15 protein-coding genes and 3 pseudogenes are annotated in these 22280 nt (G+C 59.7%); 11 read left to right on the top strand and 7 right to left on the bottom strand.

The features are described 5' to 3' along the window. The first annotated feature begins 3 nt into the window (after positions 1-3). The 6 genes and pseudogenes from ACZYHG_RS36845 to ACZYHG_RS36820 all read left to right on the top strand — a co-directional run bounded on the left by ACZYHG_RS36845 (position 4) and on the right by ACZYHG_RS36820 (position 6238). On the top strand, positions 4-612 hold the full coding sequence (locus ACZYHG_RS36845) for a CDP-alcohol phosphatidyltransferase family protein (protein ID WP_464615514.1): 609 nt from the start codon (positions 4-6) through the stop codon (positions 610-612). Further along, the gene (locus ACZYHG_RS36840; protein ID WP_464615513.1) at positions 612-2177 is read left to right on the top strand and encodes a hypothetical protein; all 1566 of its coding nucleotides are present in this window, start codon (positions 612-614) and stop codon (positions 2175-2177) included. The genes ACZYHG_RS36845 and ACZYHG_RS36840 overlap by 1 nt, the downstream gene beginning before the upstream one ends. Next, positions 2164-2958, top strand: coding sequence for an SDR family NAD(P)-dependent oxidoreductase (locus ACZYHG_RS36835; RefSeq protein ID WP_464615512.1), 795 nt, complete (start codon positions 2164-2166; stop codon positions 2956-2958). The genes ACZYHG_RS36840 and ACZYHG_RS36835 overlap by 14 nt, the downstream gene beginning before the upstream one ends. Positions 2959-2968: 10 nt before the next feature. Beyond that, positions 2969-3367 (top strand): hypothetical protein, encoded by a 399-nt coding sequence (locus ACZYHG_RS36830; protein WP_464615511.1) that lies wholly within the window; start codon positions 2969-2971, stop codon positions 3365-3367. A 25-nt stretch (positions 3368-3392) separates the two neighbouring features. After that, positions 3393-4378: pseudogene (locus ACZYHG_RS36825) on the top strand (IS5 family transposase). A gap of 153 nt (positions 4379-4531) precedes the next feature. After that, positions 4532-6238 (top strand): hypothetical protein, encoded by a 1707-nt coding sequence (locus ACZYHG_RS36820; RefSeq protein ID WP_464615299.1) that lies wholly within the window; start codon positions 4532-4534, stop codon positions 6236-6238. A 354-nt stretch (positions 6239-6592) separates the two neighbouring features. Here the strand turns inward: ACZYHG_RS36820 and ACZYHG_RS36815 are convergent. Next, positions 6593-7065 (bottom strand): annotated as a pseudogene (locus tag ACZYHG_RS36815) (transposase); the annotation flags it as partial. Positions 7066-7250: 185 nt separating this feature from the next. On the opposite strand from ACZYHG_RS36815, the gene ACZYHG_RS36810 reads away from it, so the two are divergent. Together ACZYHG_RS36810 and ACZYHG_RS36805 are read left to right on the top strand one after the other, a co-directional pair. Beyond that, positions 7251-8234, top strand: coding sequence for an IS5 family transposase (locus ACZYHG_RS36810; RefSeq protein WP_464615510.1), 984 nt, complete (start codon positions 7251-7253; stop codon positions 8232-8234). A gap of 183 nt (positions 8235-8417) precedes the next feature. Further along, positions 8418-8615 (top strand): IS1096 element passenger TnpR family protein, encoded by a 198-nt coding sequence (locus tag ACZYHG_RS36805; RefSeq protein WP_464615509.1) that lies wholly within the window; start codon positions 8418-8420, stop codon positions 8613-8615. 184 nt (positions 8616-8799) lie between these two features. Here the strand turns inward: ACZYHG_RS36805 and ACZYHG_RS36800 are convergent, their stop codons facing one another. The 3 genes and pseudogenes from ACZYHG_RS36800 to ACZYHG_RS36790 form a co-directional block, all read right to left on the bottom strand. Then, complete coding sequence (locus tag ACZYHG_RS36800) at positions 8800-11187, bottom strand: AAA family ATPase (RefSeq protein WP_464615530.1); 2388 nt, start codon at positions 11185-11187, stop codon at positions 8800-8802. A gap of 68 nt (positions 11188-11255) precedes the next feature. After that, a pseudogene (locus ACZYHG_RS36795) lies at positions 11256-12349 on the bottom strand (IS1595 family transposase). A 281-nt stretch (positions 12350-12630) separates the two neighbouring features. Continuing rightward, entirely contained in the window at positions 12631-13551 is a 921-nt protein-coding gene (locus ACZYHG_RS36790; protein ID WP_464615508.1) for a LysR substrate-binding domain-containing protein, read from the bottom strand. Between the two features lie 92 nt (positions 13552-13643). On the opposite strand from ACZYHG_RS36790, the gene ACZYHG_RS36785 reads away from it, so the two are divergent. Genes ACZYHG_RS36785 through ACZYHG_RS36775 form a run of 3 tightly spaced genes read left to right on the top strand, consistent with a single transcriptional unit; the run spans position 13644 to position 18215 of the window. Continuing rightward, the gene (locus ACZYHG_RS36785) at positions 13644-15983 is read left to right on the top strand and encodes an FAD-dependent oxidoreductase (protein ID WP_464615507.1); all 2340 of its coding nucleotides are present in this window, start codon (positions 13644-13646) and stop codon (positions 15981-15983) included. Further along, complete coding sequence (locus ACZYHG_RS36780) at positions 15980-17434, top strand: aldehyde dehydrogenase family protein (RefSeq protein ID WP_464615506.1); 1455 nt, start codon at positions 15980-15982, stop codon at positions 17432-17434. Before ACZYHG_RS36785 ends, ACZYHG_RS36780 begins: the two co-directional genes overlap by 4 nt. A 46-nt stretch (positions 17435-17480) precedes the next feature. Next, positions 17481-18215 (top strand): aspartate/glutamate racemase family protein, encoded by a 735-nt coding sequence (locus ACZYHG_RS36775; RefSeq protein ID WP_464615505.1) that lies wholly within the window; start codon positions 17481-17483, stop codon positions 18213-18215. A 94-nt stretch (positions 18216-18309) separates the two neighbouring features. Here the strand turns inward: ACZYHG_RS36775 and ACZYHG_RS36770 are convergent, their stop codons facing one another. The 3 genes from ACZYHG_RS36770 to ACZYHG_RS36760 form a co-directional block, all read right to left on the bottom strand. Beyond that, on the bottom strand, positions 18310-19413 hold the full coding sequence (locus ACZYHG_RS36770) for a mandelate racemase/muconate lactonizing enzyme family protein (RefSeq protein ID WP_464615504.1): 1104 nt from the start codon (positions 19411-19413) through the stop codon (positions 18310-18312). Between the two features lie 26 nt (positions 19414-19439). Next, on the bottom strand, positions 19440-20543 hold the full coding sequence (locus ACZYHG_RS36765; RefSeq protein ID WP_464615503.1) for a mandelate racemase/muconate lactonizing enzyme family protein: 1104 nt from the start codon (positions 20541-20543) through the stop codon (positions 19440-19442). A 146-nt stretch (positions 20544-20689) separates the two neighbouring features. Continuing rightward, the gene (locus ACZYHG_RS36760; protein ID WP_464615502.1) at positions 20690-22243 is read right to left on the bottom strand and encodes an ABC transporter substrate-binding protein; all 1554 of its coding nucleotides are present in this window, start codon (positions 22241-22243) and stop codon (positions 20690-20692) included. Positions 22244-22280: the final 37 nt, after the last annotated feature.

Genomic DNA, 22280 nt, shown 5'->3' with positions numbered 1-22280 from the left:
AAGATGCTTCGCTATCTCGTTGATCCCGCCAATGCCATCACCACGGTCGGGCTACTTTGCTCCTCGATTGCTCTCTATTTTGCATTGGCGGGGCAGATCGATCTGGCGGTCGGCGCTGCTTTGTGGGCCGTCCTCGCGGATCACCTGGACGGGGTAGTCGCTAGGAGAACTCGAAACCGCTCGCCGGACATGGCTAAAATGGGCAAGAGCCTCGACGGTTTCGGCGACATCATCTATGGCGCCATCCTTCCCGCGATCATCCTCGTGCAGCTGAATGGCGCCTCGCTCGTCTCCTTCTTCGTCGCCACGGCGCTGCTGCTCGCCGGCGCCATTCGCCTGAGCTATTTCGCGAACTTCGGAAAGTCAGATGACGGCCGGTTTTTTGGTGTGCCGCTGTCCTACGACATTCCCTTGATGGCCGCCTTGGTCCTCGTTGAGCCGTTCATGTCCTCGGGGACGTTCCTGCCAGCGGTGAACATCGTCTTCGCTCTTTTGAGCGCTGCCCACGTCGCCTCGGTACGCGTGCCGTCGCCGAACAGGGCCATGTACCTGGCGATCACGCTCTTCGCAGTGACTGCGTCGACCATCCTCGTTCACCGGGGGACAGTGTGATGCCCTCATTGCCTCTCTCGTCGGCATGGTCGGCCCAGGCTCCGAGCGAGCTGGAATCGCCCGGCTGGATCTACCGGTCGTTCGGCGTCGAGCCGTTGATCAACTGTGCTGGCGTGCGCACGAACTACGGCGCTAGCAACCCGGCCGACGACGTCGTCAATGCGATGAACGCCGCGGCGCAAGCCTTTGTAGATCTCGACGAGCTGGCCGAAGGGATTGGCAGAAAGCTGGCTGGACTGACCGGCGCGGAATGGGGACTTGTTACGGCGGGGACGGCTGCCAGCTTGGCCCTTGCGACAGCCGCATGCATCGCCGGGAATGATCCGGAGTTGATGTTGCGACTGCCGGACACATCCGGGTTGCGGAACAAGGTGATCATTCCGGCCGAACAGCGCTTCCCCTATGAGCAGGCAATCCGGATCGCCGGCGCCGATATCGTCAGTGTCGCGACGCTCGACGAGCTGTCGAGAGTTCTCGGCGCGGGCGGTGTGGCGATGATCTGCCTGCTTGGCCGCATGGACGGCTCGTCTTCGCTTCCGCTTGGGAAGGTCCTTGGCCCCGCGCGCACGAGCGGCGTGCCGGTCCTCGTCAATGCGGCCGGGCTCTCGCCGGCGAACCCGGATCCCTGGACCAGCCGCGGTGCCGATCTCGTCGTCTATGCAGGCGGCAAATATATCCGCGGGCCGCAGTCGACCGCCATCGTGCTCGGCCGGAAGCGGCTCTGCGAAGCGATGTGGTGGAACGGCGCGCCGCACCAGGCCTTCGGACGCTGCCTGAAAGTGGGTAAGGAAGAAGCGGTCGGTGCCGTCGTCGCTCTTGACCGGTGGATCAATTCGCCGTCAGCAAGAGCAGAGCGCGACCAGTGGCTTCCGCGTCTGCAGCGGATCGCGACCTGCCTCGCCGATGCCCCCGGCGTCGACACGGAGGTTCTTACCTGGGCTGGATCCGTCACGGCGACGCGATTGAGGGTGAGTTGGGACCAGGCCGCGGTTCCCCTCGACGCTGAGGCACTCAGGCTCGCGCTGCTCGAGCAGCGTCCACGGATTCTCATCCACGATTTCTGGTCCACACCGACGTCCGTCGTTCTGGATCCTATCAACCTGTCCGACGAAGAGGCGGACACCGTCGGACGTGCGCTGGTCGCCGCTTTCGATCGACCTCAGTCGTTCGTCCGGTCAGATTCGATGCCGCGCGCGCTGGCTGAGGTGACGGGGACCTGGCGGCTTGAGATAGAGTTCCTTCATGGGTCGAAGGTGCACCAGGCTGAACTCCGGCAGAACGGTCCGTATCTCTCCGGCGTCCTTCAAACCGCGGTCGCTTGTGGACGTATTCATGGCAAAGTGAGCGGCCACGCGGTCCAATTCGAGGCTGAGCACAACGCGATGCCCATCCATCTATTCTACCGGTTCAATGGCGAGGTTGGCGAAGGCGGCTTGATGGCAGGAGTCGCGCAGTTCGGCGGTTCGGCGCCCGAGCACCTCGGCCCCGTTTTCAAGGCCCAGTATGGACCCGGGACCTGGCGGGCGACACGTGTTTCCGCGGGAGGTCGCAATGACGGGCCGTGAGATGCCTCTCGAAAACCCAACGCGGTTGTCCGGCAGGGTCGCGCTCGTTGTCGGTGGCTATGGGGCGATCGGGACAACTATCTCTGAGACGTTTGCCGCAGCAGGCGCAAAATGCGTGATCGCCGGTCGAAACAGAAGTCTCGCCCGAAGCCTTGCCGAAAGGCTGAGTGCGAAGAACTGGGACGCCGAAGGGGTCGAAGTGGACGCCTGCAATGTTCAGGCGGTGCGGGACCTCACCGAGAATTTGGCGGCACAGCACGGGTCGATTGACATCGTCGTCAACTGTGTCGGGTTTCACAAGGAGCAGAAGCTGCTCGACGTGACGGAAGAGGCCTTCGACGAAGTCTACGCAAAGACCTTAAGAGTTGGCATGTTTCTCTCGCAGGCGGTTGCCAAACACCAGATCTCTGCGGCCCACGGAGGCAGCCAGATCCATCTGCTCTCCCTCCGATCCTCACTCGGGTACCGGGACCGAGGGTATAGCGCGATGTGTGCTGCGAAAGGTGGCTTGGCCAACCTAATGAAGCAGCAGGCAGCGGAGTTGGCACCATGCGGTGTCACCGTGAATGGTGTGGCCCCGGGCGCTGTTCGGACGCGAAAGAACGAAAAGACGCTGCAAGACCCCGTCGCGCTTCAACGAGCTGTTGGTGATATTCCTGCTGGACGACTTGCGACGCCAGCGGACGTAGCCAGCGCAGCCTTGTTTTTCGCGTCCCCGATGGCGCGATTTGTGACTGGGCAGATCTTGTTTGTTGATGGCGGCCTGACTTGCTGTCGATGAGACTTCCGAGTTGGCTGAACTGGATGCAGTGCCGGAGGAACATATGTCAGACCACGCGTTGATAGACCTTACCCGTACGACACCGCCTATGCCTGAATGGGCGGGACGGGCTGTAGGCAAGGTCCTCAGAGATATCTCGGACGACGGCAGCCTAGATTTCTTGTTACGCAACCACAGCTTCGGAGGGTTCGAGCGAGACCGTCGGGCCGGCGCGATGTGGCTGGAGCAACGTTTCCAACAATCACTTGCCCCTGATCGGGTCGTCGTCACGAATGGCACACAAAATGGGCTATTTATGATTCTGTCGATTCTGGTCGGACGGAATGGCCTGCTTGCAGCTGAGGAACTCACCTATCATGGGGCGTTGGTGCACGGATCGTTTATTGGTGTGGGTTTAGGCAAGCGGTAACCGCAATAGCCTTTGTAGCGTAGCCATGCCTTGCAAACACAATACCAGCCGCCATCATATTGAGAAGATGAAGTTCAGGGTGACGAACTGGCCAGAATATGAGGCAGGACTTCGTCATCGCGGCAGTTTGACCCTGTGGGTGACGCCGGAAGCCCTGTCCAGGTGGCAAGCGCCACGACGCAAGACACGTGGCGGCCAGCACCGCTATTCTGATCTGGCGATCGAGACCACCTTGACGCTGGGCCTTGTGTTTGGCCTGCGGCTGCGCCAGGCAGAAGGCTTGCTGGAATCGGTGCTGCAACTGATGGGGCTGGCGCTCGCTGTCCGCGATCATACCACCCTGAGCCGTCGGGCGCGGACATGGCAATCGCCCAACAAACGGCATGATCGCCAGGTTCCGCCGGAGGGACCAGTGCATGTTCTTGTCGACAGCACCGGCCTGCAGGTCTACGGCGCGGGTCAGTGGCTGGAGGAGAAGCACGGCGCCAGATCCCGTCGCAGTTGGCGCAAGCTGCATCTGGCACTGGATGCCGACAGCGGCGAGATCATTGCCCATACCCTGACTGATCAGGACACTGGCGATGTCTCTCAAGTTGAGCCACTACTCGACCAGATTGGCGGTCCGATCGGACAGTTTACTGCTGACGGCGCTATGACGGAAAACCGACTTACGACGCAGTCATCGATCATAGCGCTGCCACCGCAATCGTCATTCCGCCTCGCGTCAACGCGGTCGAACCATTCGACGATAGACCTGCCGGCCAAAGGGACCAGCATATCGCCGCAATCGGCAGAGACGGCCGGATGAAATGGCAGGTCTCCAACGGGTATGGCAAACGCTCGCTGGTCGAGACCGCCATAGGGCGATACAAGTCCACCATCGGGCGGCGTTTGCGGGCACGGTCGCTTCCCGTTCAGCAGACCGAAGTCGCCATCGGCTGCGCCGTCCTCAACCGCATGCTTGCCTGCGCACGCCCGAAATCCGCCCGCCGCAAGGCGGCCACGGCATAGTCTGCCGCTTCAAAGATCGACATCCGCTCAAGTCCGGACCCATGCACCAACGCCCAAGCGATCGAGAACCTGCATCTCGAAGGAGCGCGGGAAAACCAAAAAAATCAGGCTGTGTGACGCCATTTCGAATTGCTGGACACGGATAGTCAGCATTTGGCGGCTCATGCAGATTTGGCTAAAGATGGAGAAAAGATGGGCGCGAATCAGAGGATCGAATCGATGAAGAATGCGAGTAAGGCTAGGAAGCCATCGAAAGCGAAAGCGCCCACCCAAAAGAGTAAGGGGCAGGGCAATCCCATTTTGGTCATGTTGAACAATATGGATGAAGACTTGGTCGCCGTGCTGCGGCAGACCGTGCAGAAAGAGATGGGTTTTGGTTCCGAAATGTTTGATCCGGAGGATCCTATCGATCTATTCGCTGAATATCTGGAAAGCTGCGCGCTGGGTAAGGCCGATGAAGATGTGCAAGCCGCACTCTTGACTGATTTGGTTGTTGAGCTAGGCGGCCTTAAAGTAGACTCCAATGGAGGTGACCGGGAAGCTCGCGAAAAAATCCAAGCCATCTATGATCTATTGGACAATGCAATTGAAGGTCATTCGCTGCATCCAATTGATATGATGATGACCGGGAAGATTTTTACTGATGCCGGGTGGGCTGTTCCCGATAGTTTGAGACAGGCTATGGCTGAGGCGCTACGAACTGCCCCGCCGGATACGCAAGGTGTTGCCGGAAATGCTATCGTTTCATCGCTGTTGGAAGTAGCCGATCAGGTAGGACAAAATCCGTTCGATGTCTATGAAAGTGTGAATTCCCTTTTGGCCGGCTTTCCGCCGGAGGCTAGTGTCATGCTGCTGGTTGAACTCGTCGCTGGCAAGAAGGCGGTGATTGATCAGGCCGTCGCTGGATTCGTGTTGCATCCTGATGCTGTTCTCGCGCAGTCAGTGGCTGAAACTTTGGCCGTATCCGCTACGCAAACCCCCGTTGAGAGTTCGATGATCGAACGGCTTGTCCGCATGCGGCCTTGGGTGCCGCAGACCCGACAGGCCCATCTCGACGCAACCATACGGGCCATGCGGTTGAACGCCTTACCGCCGGCGAAAACGGAGTCGCCAAAGGTCATCAAGTGTTATGTCTCGGTCTGCGATGGTTCGGGCACGAGAGGTCTCTTCGTCACACAAAGGGTCGGCGCTCACTACCAACTTGCAAGCGTCATGATGAAGTATTCAGGGGTTGCCGAAGCTATGGTTATTCCGGAACTGTCAAAATCCGAGATGGACGATATGGTTCGTCAAATGAAATCCTCCATGCCGGTGTCGGAAACAGATTTAGCTGGCATTGCTCGGATGTTGGGACTGGCGATTGCCGACAATTTCGCCTCTGGAAATCTGCCGCCGTTCAAATTGGTCGAGGTGGTGGAGAGTCTCGGCCTTGGTCCGGTTCATCCCGATCATGCTTCGCCAATGGAAATCATTACGGGCCTCCTGGCTGATCTGCCACCTGAACAATCAAATCCGACAGCCGTGGCAAGAGCGCACGCCGATCTACTGGAAAGTGAATTCAAGTATCAATGGTTTGAAGCTGGCGAGGCGTTAGAGGATTTTCTCTATCCTGTCAAAGGTTCCAAACAGCGCGTTGCCAAACTTATGAAGACTTATCTGCCTGAACGACGGCTTTTTTGGGCGCGGCAATGCGCGATTTCGGCGCTTGCGATGCGTGGTAATGAAAAAACGCGTCATTGGCCTTGGAAACAATTGGCTCTCGTCGGGCGCGACATTGCCTCGGACTTGCCGTTTGATCAGATACCCCTGATGAAACAAGTAGCAGAAATCTCCGTGCGAGCTTTTGAAAGGCGGCCGTGACCGGGTGTAATGCGGGACAGCCTTGAGGACCAAGGCAGGGCGTCGGGCGCCACTGGGGCGCGCCTTCGCATAAGAATGATTTGTATGGAACGGGATGGCGTTGGTGCATGGGTCCGGACTTGAGCGGATGTCGATCTTTGAAGCGGCAGACTATGCCGTGGCCGCCTTGCGGCGGGCGGATTTCGGGCGTGGGGGCTGTCACGTTGTCAAAAGGACGGCGAGTGTAACGCCGTGAGATGCCGTTCAGGCAGTGATGCCGGCAGCGGCTTTCCATTCGGCGATGGCCCGAAGGCGATGATTGCGGATTTGGGAGGCAGAGCAGGAGCTATGACGGATTTTGGGTGACGGGGTTGATCAAGCGGCGCTTTGCGGCTTCATTTCGATGAGCTCGATCCCATCCTGGAACTTGGCACCTGCGAGCAGTTTCGGCAACTGATTTTGTCCCTTCAATCGACGCCAGGATTTGGCGGCGGCCATGACGAGCTTGAAGACCATCAGCCTGGCGGTCTTCGACGACAGGGAGCCCTTCGTGCGCACCGTTCGGTGGCGAACGGTGGCAAAGACGCTCTCGATCGGATTGGACGTTCGCAGATGATCCCGTCGGCGGGGAAGTCGTAGAACGCCAGCACCGTCTCGCGATCCTTCGTCAGGCAGTCGACCGCCTTGTTGTACTTCGCACTGTATTTCTCGGCGAACACATCGATCGCCGTTTCGGCTGCTGAGCGTGTCGGCGCGCCATAAATCTCGCCCAAATCCGTCTTCATGTTGGCCTGCACCGAGAGCGGCACCTTGTTCAGGACATTGGCTGTCTTGTGCACCCAGATCCTATGAGGAGGTGGATAGCGACCTGCGCTCTGGCAAAGTGAGGTTGCCAAAACATCTCACACTGGAGGCAAGCATGCCCGTTGCAGCTAACCGATCCGAAGCGCCGACCGCAGCGTTGGTGCATGGATCCTTTGTCAACGGTTTGGCGATAGGCAGGCAGGATCGAAATCAGCTTGATGCGAGAGCCATGCCGTACAAACACAACGCAGATCGTCGTCATCACGTCGGAAAGATGAAATTCAGGGTGACGAATTGGCGTGACTACGAAGCAGGTCTGCGCCGGCGTGGTAGCCTGACCTTATGGGTAACGCCGGAGGCACTGGCGGGATGGCGCGCTCCGCGACGCAAGACCCGCGGCGGCCAAGCCCGGTATTCCGATCTCGCCATTGAGACAGCGCTGACGCTGGGTTGCGTCTTGGCAATGCGGCTGCGCCAGACCGAGGGATTGCTCCACTCGCTGCTGGATCTCATGGGGCTGAAAGTCCCAGTTCCAGATCATACGACGCTGAGCCGTCGGGCACAGAAGTGGGAGCCATCAGCCCGACGAAACCCGCCGCTGCCGGACGGCCCGCTGCATGTGCTTGTCGATAGCACGGGATTGAAAGTCTACGGCGCCGGGCAATGGCTGGAGCAGAAACATGGCGCCAGATCACGTCGCAACTGGCGCAAGCTGCATCTGGCAGTGGATGCCAAAAGGGGCGCGATCATTGCCCAAAGGCTGACAGATCAGGACACGGATGATCCTTCCCAGGTGGCACCGCTGCTCGATCAGATCGACGGCGAGATCGACCAGTTCACAGCCGACGGAGCCTATGACGGCAAGCCAACCTATCGGTCTATCCTGCAGCACAGCGCAACCGCGAACATCGTCATTCCACCGCGTTCCACGGCGGTGGAAAGCGGTGATGCCGGACCGCTTGGTCAAAGGGACAAGCACATTGCCGCAATCGCAAGCGACGGTCGGCTGAAATGGCAGGCAGCCTCCGGCTACGGCAAGCGGGCGCTGAGCGAAACAGCCATCGGACGATACAAGGGGCTGATCGGACGGCGCCTGCGAGCACGCTCTCTTCCGGCTCAACAGACCGAGGTTGCCATCGGTTGCATCGTTCTCAACCGCATGCTGGCATGGGCACGCTCGGAGTCTATCCGGCGTCAAGTCACGCAGGCATAACCAACTACATTAAAGATCGAAATGCGTTCGATTTCATATCCGTGCACCAACGCCCATCGTAGCGGCATTTGGCTTCGACATGGACCACGCCTACGGCTTCTATTCAAAGCTGACGGGAAAGCTGTTCGACTCGCCCCAGCGGTTCGAACTCTTCGCCGACATAGAGGGGAGCGGTCTCGCAGCGTGAAGGGCACGCGCGTCACCACAGCCTTCCAGAAGGCGGGCTCGGCAATGACCTTCTTGTACGACTACGGTGACGAGTGGCGCTTCCGCGTTGAAGTTATTGGAACAGGGCAGGCGCAGCCCGATGCCAATTACCCGAGGATCGTCAGCAAGATCGGCAAGGCTCCCCCGCAGTACCCGGACATCGACGACGAGTGACGACGCACCGGGCCGCATCGAGGGGGCGAGGGGTGGGTAATTACACTCGCCGATTGCTGATCTGCAGCTCTGAACTGTATCGGGCCCACTTGTGACAATGAACGACCACCTTGCTTAAAGAGTAGTCATTCGCCGCGGCCTGCGACGCCGACGGGATAACGACAGCCGGCCCCCCGGCGCTTCCCTACTGTTTCAGCCGTGTCGACTGAGATTCTCGCGCCGCAAGACGTTCGGTTTCGGCCTGTTGCCTGGACGCGACTTCACCAGATCGGGCCGCGGAATAGAGCCTGGCGGCCTCACCCAACCTGCCCTGTTCGGATTTCGGCACGGACGGATGTTCAAATGCCGTACGAGATGCTGTCGCACGAGCGATCTCGCGTGCGCCGTCTTCACCGAAACGGGCTTCAATCGATTTCCTGAAGGTGGCGATCTCCCGACTGACCTCCTGATCGGCTGACATCGCCTTGGAGGCTTCGGCCCGCTCGCGATCATCCTTGGCCGTTGCGATTTTTCCGAGTGCGGCTTTCGCCCGATCCGAAACATCCCTCACCTCCACCGCGTCAGCCCTCATCTGCTTTTCGACCTCGCCACGATAGGATTGTTCAGCCCGGTTCTCGAACTCGGCGGTCCGGACAATGTTCGGACCGATCGCCTCGCTTGCTCTATGAGCGGCTTCCCGCTCTTCACGAGCTTTAGCGCCGGCGAAGAACCCTTCCCTGCCCCGCAGTTCGCCAAGCACCTCTGCATCCGCCGATATCCGTTGTGCAGCACTTGTCGGACCGTCTCGCGCGATGATGTCATCGAGACGCCGCGCAGCGGTTTTCGGATCACGGTAGGCGGTCTCCAGATAGATTGAGCGAGCGTCACGCTCGCGCTGTACATCCGCATCGCGACTGACAGCGGCCGCGACACTTCGTTCGTCGATCGATCGCCTAAAACTGTCGCGGCGATTGCCATCAGCAGCCACATCCTGGAATGCAGCTATCAGCAGCCTGACGTCACCTGGCCGGTCGGCTGTGGTGCCGGGCGACCCCTCTTCATTTCTCCCGTCTGGAACAGCCTGTCGAGCTTGGGTTTTGTCTGCCACGACCCGATCATCCGCTGGCCCATGACGATCGCTGCCTCCTGCCTTTTTTGACTCCTTCGCCAGCACGGGCTCAGGCGTTGCGCCTCGATGCTCAGTACCCTGGCGCTGGTTCTCAGCGTCCTCGGCAATGACGCCAGCCTGCATTTCTGGTGTGCGCCAATCTGCCCGACGTGTGCCCGCGCGCGCCTCTTCAACAACTGAAGCCGTCATCGGCTGCTCCTCCCTTTCCCGGCCATCCTGAACTTGCCCAACATGCAACACTGGCCGAGCGTTCTCCGCCGCCCGTCCCTCGTCCAGCTTCGCCCGTTGTTCCGCGCTGAGCTCGTTGCGCGTCGCATAAGCCACCGATGCCGACTTGATCTCGTTGCGGCCGATCTGGCGGGCGAGCTGCCGCAAATCCCGCGCAGTCTGCGTCGCGACGAAGATCGTCGCGCTCTCACGCTGCCTCGTCAACGCAACATAGCTCGAGGCGGCCCGCCAGTGATGCGTGTGCATGAGATAGGTATGATCGAGCGTCTTGCCCTGGCCCTTGTAGATCGTGCCGGCATAGCCGTGCCGGAAACCAGAAAACTCCGACGCATACCACTCGACCTTTCGCCCTTCGCGGCCTGCGGCAGCATCGAGCACGACACTGATGCGGCCAAAGTTCCGGTCGATGTCGGTGATGACGCCGGCATTGCCGTTGTAGATCCCGGCGCCCTTCAGGGTATCCGTGAACTGCACCCGGTCGCCTACCGCGAACGCGGCCTCGCCGTGCTTGGTCGTAAACACAAAATCCTCACCGAGCTCACCACGCTCTCGACGAACCGCGCGCAGATCCTTGTTCAGCGCATCGACATCCTTGTTGGTATAGGCGAACACGAACCGAGACGCTGACGGATTTTTTTCCGAATCCTTCGCCCATCGTTCCACCAGTTTGTCTCGCAATTCATCCTGCTTCGACGTCCACACCACCGCCTTGTTGCGCGCGAAGGCTCGCAGCGCGTCCTCGAAGCGACCGTCCGACAGATCGCGCGCCGCCTCTCTCTGCCAGTCGACCTTCTGACGCGTCACCTGGGTGATCTCGGCCGAACCGTGTTCCTTCTTCAGTTCTGTGAACAGCCCGCCCCGCTCGATCGAGCCGAGCTGCCGGTCGTCGCCGGTCAGCACAACCTTGGCGCCCGACAGCCGCGCTTCGCGCAACACCTCGCCGGTCACCTTGGCGTCCATCATTGCAGCCTCGTCGACGACAACCAGAGTACGACGGTCCCACCGCGCGCGGCCATTCTTCAGCCGGAACAGTTCGGCATGAACGGTCGAGCTTCTGTCAAAGCCGTCATCCTTCATCGTCTGCGCGACGGCGTTTGTCGGCGCCAGGCCGACCACCCGATAACCCGCCGCCTCATGCGCCTCGCGAATGGAGCCAAGCGCAAAACTCTTTCCCGTACCGGCCCGGCCTTCGATTAGTTTCAGCCCGCCGGACCCAGTCGCATGATCGAACGCCACCCGCTGATCGGTGCGCAATTCGGATTGGGGTCGGAACAAGAACTGTTCCCAGCGACACGCGGCCTTTATCAACCAAAGACAGCTACGGCTGATTTGATGATGATGCCGCCATCCGGGCTTCGGCGCATCTGACGACCCGTGGCGGTGCGAAAAACATTCGTCAATTGCAGCGCAGGCGGCACGCGCGACCACAAGGTTCGCACGCTCTCCCGGCCATGCCGGGTTTTGCGAATGACGTTTCCTGTGACGACGCGCTGCGACCATCGGAAGCCGACCTCGTGGAAATACAGGTCGGCATGCTGCGGGCTGATATGATGAAAGACGCCGGCGATGGTACGGCGGACGCGGGAGTTGAAACCTTCGACCGAATTGACGTGGACGGCGTCGCGCACATACTCACCGCTGGAATGCTTCACTGTCTCATGCTTGGCAAAGCTCTACCAATGGCCATGAATGCCTTCCACTCGTCGCTCATCAAATGAGCTCCCAATTCGATCTGCGCTTCAATGACGCGTTCGCTTGCTCGCGCCGAGAGACTGGTCACGACCGCGGCACGCGCGTCACCGGCCAGAGTGCCAGGCATGACGTCACTCGGGCGCCGCACCATTGCCATGACTGGCGTTTTGTCCGTATTCGCCTGGCCTTTCCGGCCGCGGCCCGGAGGCGGGTCGTCGGGATTCTTTCTGGGCCTTCCACCGAGATGGAAATGGTCGATCTCCACCGTGCCGGCGAGCATGTTCTCCCGCGCCACCATGAGACGCAGTGCATGTCCCATCCGCCAGGCCGTTGGCTGGCTCACCCCGAGCGCCTCGGCCAGGCGCACCGACGACAAGCCCTTGTCGGATTGCAGTAACAGCCACATGGCCTTCAGCCAAACACGCAAGGGAAGCTTCGTGGAGTGCAGAGGCGTGTGTGTCGTCACCGTGAACTGGAACCGGCAATCGCCGCTGGAACATTGATAAAGACCCGGTCGGGCGCGACGCTTGCCGGTATCGCGACCGGCAAGCGCAATCGAGCGTTTGTATCCGCAGGCGGGGCAGATCCGGCCATCCGGCCACACCATGCTTTCCAGCAACCGACGGCAATGCTGCTCATCCCGGAAGGCCGCGATCATTTCTTCAACAGTCCGAATGTTGGAAAGCGCTGCAAGTATTTCAGGCATTCTCACCTCCTTAGACCAGCCCGAAGAATCGCATGAAAGGCCATAGGTCACAAGGATATTGCGGTCTTTGGTTGATAAAGGCCGCGTACGATTTCGCACTGCTCTTGTTCCGACCCCAGCATATCGCATAGAAATCGTCGGTGTGGCGCGCGCGTGATCGCTCCCACAACGCCATTCTGCTCCATAGCCCCTCGGGCCTGTCCAAACGCTCAAAGGCTTTCCAGCTAAAGACAAAGTGATCATAAACAAACCAGATAGGTCCGTTCGTGGACGAAAAATAGCTAGTCGGTCGCGTGGGCTGTATTCCGATCAGACGAGAAACCCTTCAACCAGTCGTAAATGATGCCGACTGCGCGCCCGGCGGTCGGTGGGTCCGGTCGTGTCAGGAAATACCGAAATGGCGCAGGAAGCACCTGCCGGAACGGCGCGACAAGGCGGCCTTCCGACAAGATGCCGTCGATCAATGGCAAGGTACCCAATGCAATCCCATGGCCGCGCATGCAGGCATCGATTACCAAAGCGGGATCGTCGAACACCCATTCATTTGTGCTTTCGATTGGGCCAATCCCTGCCAACGCGCACCAGTCTCTCCAACTCTGCGCGTTACCTTCGTGCAAGATGCGGTGCTGACTGAGAAATTCAGCAGGGTCCATCGCCCCGTAAGCTGCCGTCACTATGGGGCTTGCGACCGGCGTCTGCATCACCGACATCAACTTTACACCCTGGTGGCCCGACGGCACGCGCTCGCCCCAAAGGATAGCGATGTCCACTTCGCGTAGAAGCTCCGGCCGATCTTCGGTTGCGTTAAGGATCCGGAATGTGACGCCCGGATTGGCCAGAGCAAAACGGTCAATACGCGGAAGAAGCCACTGAGCACAGAAGAGGGGCGGAGCCGCGATGCTCACTGTACCCCTCAAATCATGGCTCTCGCTCTCCGCGCCCAGCTTCGAAAGGTCTGCAAACGCGCCTTGCGCAACGGCGAAGACCTGTTGACCGCGTCGCGTCAGTACGAGACCGGAGCGCGTCCGCCGAAAGAGGGTAGTACCAAAGTAAGTCTCAAGCGCCCTTACTTCGTGGCTGATCGCACTCTGCGTCAACGTCAGTTCCCTTGCGGCCGCGGAAAACGAGCCCAATCGAGCGGCCGCCTCGAAGGCGCGCATCGGGTAAAGCGGCGGAAGGCGTCGGGTCAGGGTGTCCTCCATGAATCTGCTTCATGCCGCTAATGAGCATTATCCCTTTTCCAAGCATCTGAGAAGTTTCTATCCAGTGACAGAATGGAGGCAGCGGAGAAGGCATGCGGGAGAGGGCGGACGTTCTTGTCATCGGCGGAGGCGTGATTGGCTCCAGTATCGCCTATCACCTTGCCAAGAAGGGTTGCACGGATGTTGTCCTGTGCGAAAAGCATGAATTCGCCTCCGGCGCCACGGCATTTGCAGCAGGCCATGTCATCCTCTACACGCTCGACGCGACGATCAGCAGGCTCAATCAATACAGTGTCCATCTTTACAACTTGCTGGAAGGCGAGACTGGCATGTCCCCTGGCTTTCATGCCTGCGGGAACCTTCGGCTCGCCACCCATCCTCAGCGGCTCAACGAGTTTATCCGATACCTCGGTATAGCTCAGGCGAGCGGAATTGACGCGCGGTTGCTCTCCCGCGATGAGGTGGGCGCGCTTTGGCCTCTCATGACCACCGACGGGATTCTGGGCGGTCTTCACAACCCGTACGATGGACACGCCTCACCGAGCGACCTCGCGCAGAGCCTCGCGTCGGGTGCGCGCAAGAACGGAGCCACGCTCTACCGGCAATGCGAAGTCATCGGTTTGACACAGGAGCCGAGCGGCATCTGGCGGGTGGTGACGTCGCTGGGCACGATCATGGCTCGACATGTCGTCTGCGCTTCTGGGAACCATGCCCAACACACCGCAAAAATGGTCGGACTGACCGCACAATGCGTTCCTGTGCGACACCAGTATTTCATCACCGAACCGTTGCCCGAGCTCGTTGAGAGGCGACAAGCGGGATTGCCGGAAATGCCGGTCATGCGCGATCCCGAAAATGTCTTTTATTGCCGTCAGGAGGGCGATGCACTCCTCGTCGGAGCATATGATGGGCGCGGAGAGGCACGTTTCGTCGATAAGCCGCCGACAGGCATGGCCGAACCCTTTGCTGACGAGCTAGAAAAGCTGCTTCCCTATCTGGGAGCCGCGGTGGAGCGAATTCCGGCACTCGGTGTCGCGGGTGTGCGACGTCTGATCAACTACGCGATGCCCTATACCCCAGATGATATGCCAACGGTCGGCCCGGCGTTCGGTCTGAAGAACCTTTGGCTCGCCGAAGGAACCCCGTTCGGCATCACGCTTGCCGGTGGCATCGGTTGGCAGATGGCAGAGTGGATTCTCGAAGGCGCGCCATCAATAGACATGTCCTGTTGCGATTCCCGCCGTTTTGCCGACTGGGCCACGCGCGAATGGTCGGCCCGCAAGGTCGAGGAAGCCTATGAACATACTTATTTGCTGCCAAAGCCCGGCGAGGAACTCCCCGCTGCCCGTGAGTTGCGTACAAGTCCGATCCATGACTTGCTGGCCGCCCGCGGCGCGCGGTACGGTGCGGTCGCCGGGTGGGAGCGGCCGAATTGGTATGCGCTGGACGGCGTGCACGACGCCCCGTCGTTTTACCGGCCGAATTGGCACGACGCGGTGGGAGCGGAGTGCCGCAGCGCGGCAGAGGGCGCTGCACTTGCCGATGTCAGCCAAGGCGCAGTGATCCGTGTCTCCGGCGCCGGCGCCACTGAACTCCTCAGCCGGGTCCTTCTGGGCGATCTGCCCACGGCTGGTTTTGCAACAGCGGCTTGCGTTCCGACGTCCAAAGGCGGGATCGAGGCCGAGCTATCGGTTGGATGCGAAGGCAGGGATCGCTTCATTCTGACGGCGTCCGCGGTGGAGGAACGCAGGGTGCTGGACGCTCTGCTCAAAGCTACCGCCAAGAGCGAACCGCGGATCGAAAACCTGACAGCTTCCGAGGGAGCGCTTCTCCTCTTCGGCCCGTCGGCGCGAAGTCGCCTTCATGAGGCCGTCCAAGTGTCATTCGACGATGATAGCTTTCCTTTCGGCGCACTGCGGCAAATAACGATTGGCTTTGCACCAGTGCGCGCCCATCGCTGCGATCCATTTGGCTTGGAGGGCTACCGGCTCTCTGTTCGCGCCGACATGCTACGCCACGTCTTTCTGGCGCTGGAGGGCGAAACAACTCTGGTTGGCGCGCGAGCGCTTGAATCGCTCCGGCTGGAATGCGCGACACCGGCTTGGCCCACTGAGCTGAATGCCGAGACGACGCCGGTAATCTCGACCGATTCGCCGGACGCGCCTTGGCAACTGGTCCATCTCGAAATTGACGGCGCAGATACAATTCCGCACGGGCTGGAGCCGGTCCGCGATGGGAGAGGTCGCATCATCGGTCGCACAACGTCGGCCGGATGGGGGCATCTGAGGAACAAAGCGCTGGCCTTCGCGCGGATCCAACCTTGGACGGACGGACTCGAAGTATGCGTGATGGGCAAATGGCTCAAGGCCGTGCCGACGAACGCACTACAAGTCGGGTCGAGACAGACCTCTATCGAAAGGGAGCCAACATGAACAAACCGATGAAGGACTACTGGAAGAATTACATCGGTGGCAAATGGGTCGATGCCTCCGACGGGCGACGTATTACTCTTCTCGATCCAGCCACCGGCAAGCCGCTTTCCGAAGTTGCCCGGGCCACGGCATCCGACGTCGACAGCGCCGTCGCCGCGGCCCGGCGCTGCGTCCGCTCGCGAGCGCTTATCGACATGCGACCAATGGCGCGGGGGCGAATGGTCGCGGAGATCGGTCGAAAGCTGCGCGAGCGATCCGAGGAAATCGCCACGCTGATCTCGCTCGACGCCGGCAAGCGCATCTCGGAAGCTCGTGGGGAGGTCGAGGGCTCGGCCAAGTACTTCGAATACTATGGCGGGCTCGCTGCGCAGATCGAGGGAAAGTATATCCCGCTTGGCGACGGCTATGTCGACTATGTGGTCCCATATCCCTACGGGGTCAGCGCCCATATAATACCGTGGAATTTCCCACTGAACATGATTGCGCGTTCGATGTCGGCGGCTATCGCGGCGGGCAATGCCTGTGTTGTAAAGCTGCCCGAACTTGACCCTACGGCGGGCTATGTGCTGGCTGAGCTGGCGGAGGAAGTGGGCTTGCCTGAGGGTGCGGTCAACCTGATCTGCGGCTTTGGCAACGAGGCGGGTGCGGCCCTAGCAAGCCATTCTGACATCAATCAGGTCGTATTCACCGGCTCGGTTGCAACCGGCCGCAAGGTCGCGCATGCCGCAGCCGAGAACTTGATACCCGCGGTTCTTGAATTGGGCGGGAAAACGCCGGGCATCGTCTATTCCGACGCCGATCTCGACAATGTCATCGTCAACACCCAGGCCAGCATTTTCATGAATTCGGGCCAGTGTTGCGATTCGATGTCGCGGCTGATCGTGCATGAAAAAATCTACGACGAAACCGTCGAGCGGCTCGCGAAAATGGCTGCCAATCTCACCATCGGCCCGGGAATGGACGATCCCGACATCACGCCTCTGATCTCCGCCGATCAGCTAGACAAGGTCGACAACTACGCCCAGGTCGGCGTGCAGCAAGGCGCGCGTGCTGTCGCAGGAGGACGCAGGCTGGATCGCGTGGGCTTCTTTATGGCCCCGACCATACTGGTCGACGTGGCTCCCGTATCGCGCGTAAACAAAGAGGAAATCTTCGGCCCGGTCCTGTCAGTTCTTAAATTCTCCGATCCGCGTGAGGCAGTAGAGATCGCCAATGGCACGGAGTACGGGCTGGCGGCAGTGGTCTTCACCAACGATCTCGACCGAGCGATCTGGACGACAGAGCGGTTGGAGGCCGGTCAGGTCCATGTCAACGAGTGGGGGGTGGGCGGGGTAGAGACCCCGTTCGGCGGTTTCAAGAAATCAGGCATTGGTCGAGAAAAGGGCGTCGAGGCGCTGGCGAGCTACTACCAGTCGAAGAACGTCGGGATGAAACGGCTCAACTCATTTTGACCGCATTGCCGATCGCCTGGCGCACCATTTCTGGGGAATGCAGCATATGCTCTACAAGGCACAAAAGGGCCGCGACATCTATGGCGCGCCGGTTGGCATCATCGTGATGGATTGCTTGATCCCATATCCTCCGGGTACGCCAGGCAACCCGAGTACGTTTGGTTTTCCGGTGCTCTACGAGGTTGTCCGCAGCGCCACGATGGAAAGCCTTATATACGCGCCGGACGAAAAGTTGGTGCGGCCCTTCCTCGAGGCAGGCCGCAGACTTGTTGCGCAAGGCGTTCGCGCGGTCTTCGGCAATTGCGGCTTCATGATCCTGTTTCAGGAACGTATGGCGGCCGAACTCCCGGTGCCGGTGTTTATGTCGAGCCTCCTGCAGCTTCAGCTCGTCGGGCGCGGGCTGGCCGCGGGGCAATCGGTCGGTATCATCTCAGCCAGTGCCGCATCACTGACCCCGCGGCACATGGAAATCGCGCTGGGCGGTGCGGAAGTCTCAACCTATATCGCCGGACTGGAGAACAGCCCTGCTTTCAAGGCCGCTGTGCACGACCAGTGCGGCGAGCTCGATTTCGATGCGGTGGAAACCGACGTCGTCGCTGCCGCCCTCAATCTCGTCGCCGAGCATCCCGAGATCGGCGCCCTTCTCTTTGAATGCACCGATCTTCCGCCGTACGCCCATGCTGTTCAGGAGGCGACCGGGCTCCCAGTCTTCGATGCTTCCACATTGATCAATCTCGCCGCCGCTTCCGTGATGCGGAGCCGATTCCATGGATGCTATTAACGGCGCACCCAATGCATAGCCCTTCTTCAACGATGCCTTGGAGGCTACCGGTAGGGTTCATAAGGGCCGACCAATAAAACGCGGGGGCGGCGGGTTAGCGGTAAGAGGCAACCGGCCCACCCAAGCTCTCGAAGTCGGGCTCGACACCCAGTCCAGGCGCGTCCGATGCAAACATCTTCCCCTCACTGGTTAATGGGCCAGGGGTGCCGGTCCGCTCGTTATTGTAGTTATGCAGATCCGTCGTATTGATCAGGAACTCATTCGGGGTAGAGGCGGCAAAATGCGCCACGGCTGCCGTAGTGATTTCGCCGCCCCAGCTATCTTCGGAAACGACGGGGATGCGATTATCAATAAGCATGTCCCGCATGCGGCGCGCCTTGGAAAGACCTCCTTGCTTCGAGATCTTTAGACAAACGACTTCCGCCGAGCGATCAGCAATGACGCGTCTCACCATATCGAAGCTGTCAATGCATTCATCGAGCTTCATCGGCAGATCGACCTTGCGCCTCACCTGCAGGCACTCGTCATAGGTCTGGCAGGGCTGCTCCATGATATAGTCAAGGTCACGGGTGGCCTTCCCCACACTGAGGGCTTCGTCGACGCGCCATCCTTGGTTTGCATCGGCAAAGGCCTTTTCGCCCGGAAGCAGATTCGGCACGGTTGCGCGAATGCGTTCTATATCGTCTATCCAGTTAGCGCCGACCTTAATTTGAAACTGCCGATAGCCCTGCTGACGAAGGCTGTTCATCTCAACGACCATGTCCTCCGGCGCTTTTTGGGGCGCGACCTTATAGAGGGGAGCGCCATGCGTATGCCGTCCCCCAAGCAGCATCCAGACAGGCTGTTCGACCGCCTTGCCGAGAAGGTCCCAACAGGCTGCGTCGAATGGGGCCTTGGCATATCCATGACCGCGTATCGTGTTGTCCATAATCCTTTCAATCACCCCGACCTGCCGCGGATCATGTCCCATGATAGCGGGTGCGAGCAGTCTCGCAGCGGCTTCAGTCCCATCGCCATGGGCTTCCATATAGTTTTCCCCGCAGGGGCAGAATTCGCCCGCGCCTGTGAGGCCAGCATCGGTGCCGATAACCACGACCGTCGATCGAGCGGTCGCGATTGCATTGCCGCGGCCCCATTTGTACACGCCGCCGATGTAGCTGAGGCTCTTGCGATAGATATCGACTGAAGTGATCTTCATTGTGGGTACAGCCCCATTGGGTCGGCTTAGTCAATAATTACACTCGATTGACCAAGCACGTCAGGGTCAGGATTGACGCCGATCCCCGGTCCGTCAGGCGGCGAGATCTCACCGCCACAGCGCGAGGGCGCGCCGGGGTCCAGGCGCGGCGCAGCGTACCCGGACAGGTCGCAGGTGTTCAAAAGTCGGCTTACGGGAGTGGCGGCGGCCAAGTGGAGCAATGCGCCAGTGGTGACATCAGATCCCCACGTATCCTCGATGCACATCTTGGCGCCGAGGTGCAGGCACAGATCGCGAAGACGACGAAGTGCGCTCAGTCCACCTGATTTGGAGAGCTTCAACGCGACGGCATCCATACAGCCGAGATTGTAGGCATGTAGCAAGGAGCCACTGTCATAGCCGTTTTCATCGATTTTCATGAGGAGGCCTGTGGCGGCTCGGACTGCCGCGCACTCTTCCAAGGTCGCGCAAGGCTGTTCCAGCATGATGTCGAGTGACGCGACGGCTTTGCCAACGCGGGTCGCGTCTAACCGGGTTGCACCGCAATTCCAGTCTCCGTAGACAAGAGGGCCGGGGCCAACCGCCTCGCGCACTTGACGAAGCCGCGCTACATCGGTTTCCCAATTGTTATCGGCACCCAGCTTCACCTGGAACTGCCGCATCCCTTCAGCGAGGGCCTCCCGCGCGATACGCGCCATTTCGTCCGGTGCAATACACGTAATTGAATGATACAGCGGCATGCGCAGCGCCTGCCGCCCGCCGAGAAGGGCGTAGAGGGGCAATTTTGCGACTTTGCCTGTGATGTCCCAAAGTGCGAGATCTATGGCGGATTTCGCGTAAACGTGCCCCTGCAGCCATGCGTCGAGCTTGCTCATCAAAGCTTCGGGTCCGACGGGGTCGGCCCCGATGATAACAGGCGCCATATATTCGAGCGCCGGGCGCACACCTTCCGCATACGCCGGTAGATAGTGGGGGATCGGGCAAACCTCGCCCCACCCCGAGATTTCTTCATCAGTATCAACGCGAACCAATACCGATGTCACAGTATCGCAGGTTTTTCCACCGGCCATGTGATAAGCAACATGGCTGGTCAAGGGAATTTCCCAGACCACGAGGCGCGTTATTTTCATGATGATCCTTGCTCATCTCTAAGAGCATTAAAGTAAATGGCCAACGCCATAGGGAATTCGTGATGCAGCGGCGGCGGGTGATGCGGCCAGATAGGTGTCACCCCGAAGAATACATTTCTTCGGGGTGACTTGTTGCTACCCGCTTTCTACTGCGTGAACCAAGCGCGCTCGGCCAAGCGCGAGCCCGCCATCGAGCGAACGAGATCAGGACCAACGCCATCGACCTTAGTGCTGTAGCCATCCAACGAAGCGGGGAACGCGAAGATGCAATTGCCGCCGTCCTGGCTGCAGATTGCCTGCATTTCCTGATAGATTGATCGACGTTTTTCCACGTCGAGCTCCGTACGGGCGCCTTGCAGCATTTGGCTGAAACGGTCGTTACACCACCTCGTCTCGTTCCAGGGAGCGTTGCACTTGAACGCAAGCGAGAACATCATTCCGGGTGTGGGCCGCGTCCCCCAATAGGTCGTGAAGTACGGTCGCTTCATCCAGATGTTGGACCAATATCCATCGTCTGGCTCTCGCTTGACGGCGAGATTGATACCTGCGGCTCGCGCTTGCTCGGTCATAAGAACAGCTGAATCGACAGCGCCCGAAAAGGCGGCGTCCGCCGCACTAAGTTCCACATCGAGCGACGTGAGCCCGGCCTGCTTCAAATGCCATTTCGCTTTGTCCGGATCGTACTTGCGTTGCGGCAAGGACTTGTTGAAAAACGGGTCGTTGCTCGCGATCGGCTGGTCGTTGCCGACTTCCGCAAAGCCCGAGAAGATGCTGGCCACCAGCTTTTCGCGGTCAATTGCGTATTTAATTGCCTCGCGGACATTGTTGTCCGAATACGGCTTGTTGCTGATGTCCATGGCGCTACCGACGTAGGTGCCGCCCACGGTCTCCACGATTTTTAGCTGCTTGTTTCGCTTTACCAACTGAACGATCTTCGGCTCGATCCGATCAACCGCGTCGACAGCGCCTGTCGTTAGGGCGTTAGCCCGAGCTGTAGCGTCATTGATATAGGTGAATTCCACGCCATCGAACCAGGCGCGATCGGCTTTCCAGTAGTTCGGATTGCGATGGGCGCTAAGCGTTACACCCGGCTGGAATTTGTCGAGGATATAGGGTCCCGTCCCAATAAACGTGGTCCAGTCTTTGAAGCCCTCGGGTACGATCTGAAGGTGGAAATCGCCGAGAATAACAGGTACGTCAACGTCACCGGTTTGGTGTTCAATGACAACGACGTTGTCCCCGTCGGCGCGAATGTCCGCAAAATCCTCAAGGAGACCCTTTGCCGCCGACTTGGAGTCAGCTGCGGTATGCCTTTTCAGGGAGTAGACGACATCGGCTGATGTCAGCTTCTTGCCGTTCGTGAATTCCACGCCCTTGCGCAGCTTGAACCTCCACGTCTTGGCGTCTTTGCTGGACTCCCAGCTCTCAGCTAACTCCGGAACTGGGCTCTTGTCCGGCGCGAGCTCCACTAGATTGTTTCCGAAAAGCCACCCATAGGCATAGTGGGGATCGGAAAAGTAGGACATGGGGTCAAGGCTGTCGGTGGTCCCGCCTTGGGAATAGCCTATGCGTAAAGTCCCTCCTCGCTTGGGGGTCGAGGCTAAAGCCGGGCCGCCGCGCAAGCTGACGCCTGCAACCGCCGCGGCGCCGGCGACGAGCAAGGTCCGCCGTGTTGGACGCCAAGACAGGTGACCATTCATGGAAAATCTCCCATTTATACCCCACCCTGTTTCACCG

It is taken from the genome of Mesorhizobium subarcticum (assembly GCF_055456085.1).
This window is presented reverse-complemented; position numbering and strand designations above follow the sequence as displayed.

Excerpts from the sequence above, each read along its gene's own strand:
- ACZYHG_RS36845 (WP_464615514.1), top strand. The coding sequence starts at position 4 with ATGCTTCGCTATCTCGTTGATCCCGCCAATGCCATCACCACGGTCGGG.
- ACZYHG_RS36775 (WP_464615505.1), top strand. The coding sequence starts at position 17,481 with ATGCTCTACAAGGCACAAAAGGGCCGCGACATCTATGGCGCGCCGGTT.
- ACZYHG_RS36770 (WP_464615504.1), bottom strand. The coding sequence starts at position 19,413 with ATGAAGATCACTTCAGTCGATATCTATCGCAAGAGCCTCAGCTACATC.
- ACZYHG_RS36810 (WP_464615510.1), top strand. The coding sequence starts at position 7,251 with ATGCCGTACAAACACAACGCAGATCGTCGTCATCACGTCGGAAAGATG.
- ACZYHG_RS36785 (WP_464615507.1), top strand. The coding sequence starts at position 13,644 with ATGCGGGAGAGGGCGGACGTTCTTGTCATCGGCGGAGGCGTGATTGGC.
- ACZYHG_RS36840 (WP_464615513.1), top strand. The coding sequence starts at position 612 with ATGCCCTCATTGCCTCTCTCGTCGGCATGGTCGGCCCAGGCTCCGAGC.
- ACZYHG_RS36780 (WP_464615506.1), top strand. The coding sequence starts at position 15,980 with ATGAACAAACCGATGAAGGACTACTGGAAGAATTACATCGGTGGCAAA.
- ACZYHG_RS36790 (WP_464615508.1), bottom strand. The coding sequence starts at position 13,551 with ATGGAGGACACCCTGACCCGACGCCTTCCGCCGCTTTACCCGATGCGC.
- ACZYHG_RS36835 (WP_464615512.1), top strand. The coding sequence starts at position 2,164 with ATGACGGGCCGTGAGATGCCTCTCGAAAACCCAACGCGGTTGTCCGGC.
- ACZYHG_RS36760 (WP_464615502.1), bottom strand. The coding sequence starts at position 22,243 with ATGAATGGTCACCTGTCTTGGCGTCCAACACGGCGGACCTTGCTCGTC.
- ACZYHG_RS36765 (WP_464615503.1), bottom strand. The coding sequence starts at position 20,543 with ATGAAAATAACGCGCCTCGTGGTCTGGGAAATTCCCTTGACCAGCCAT.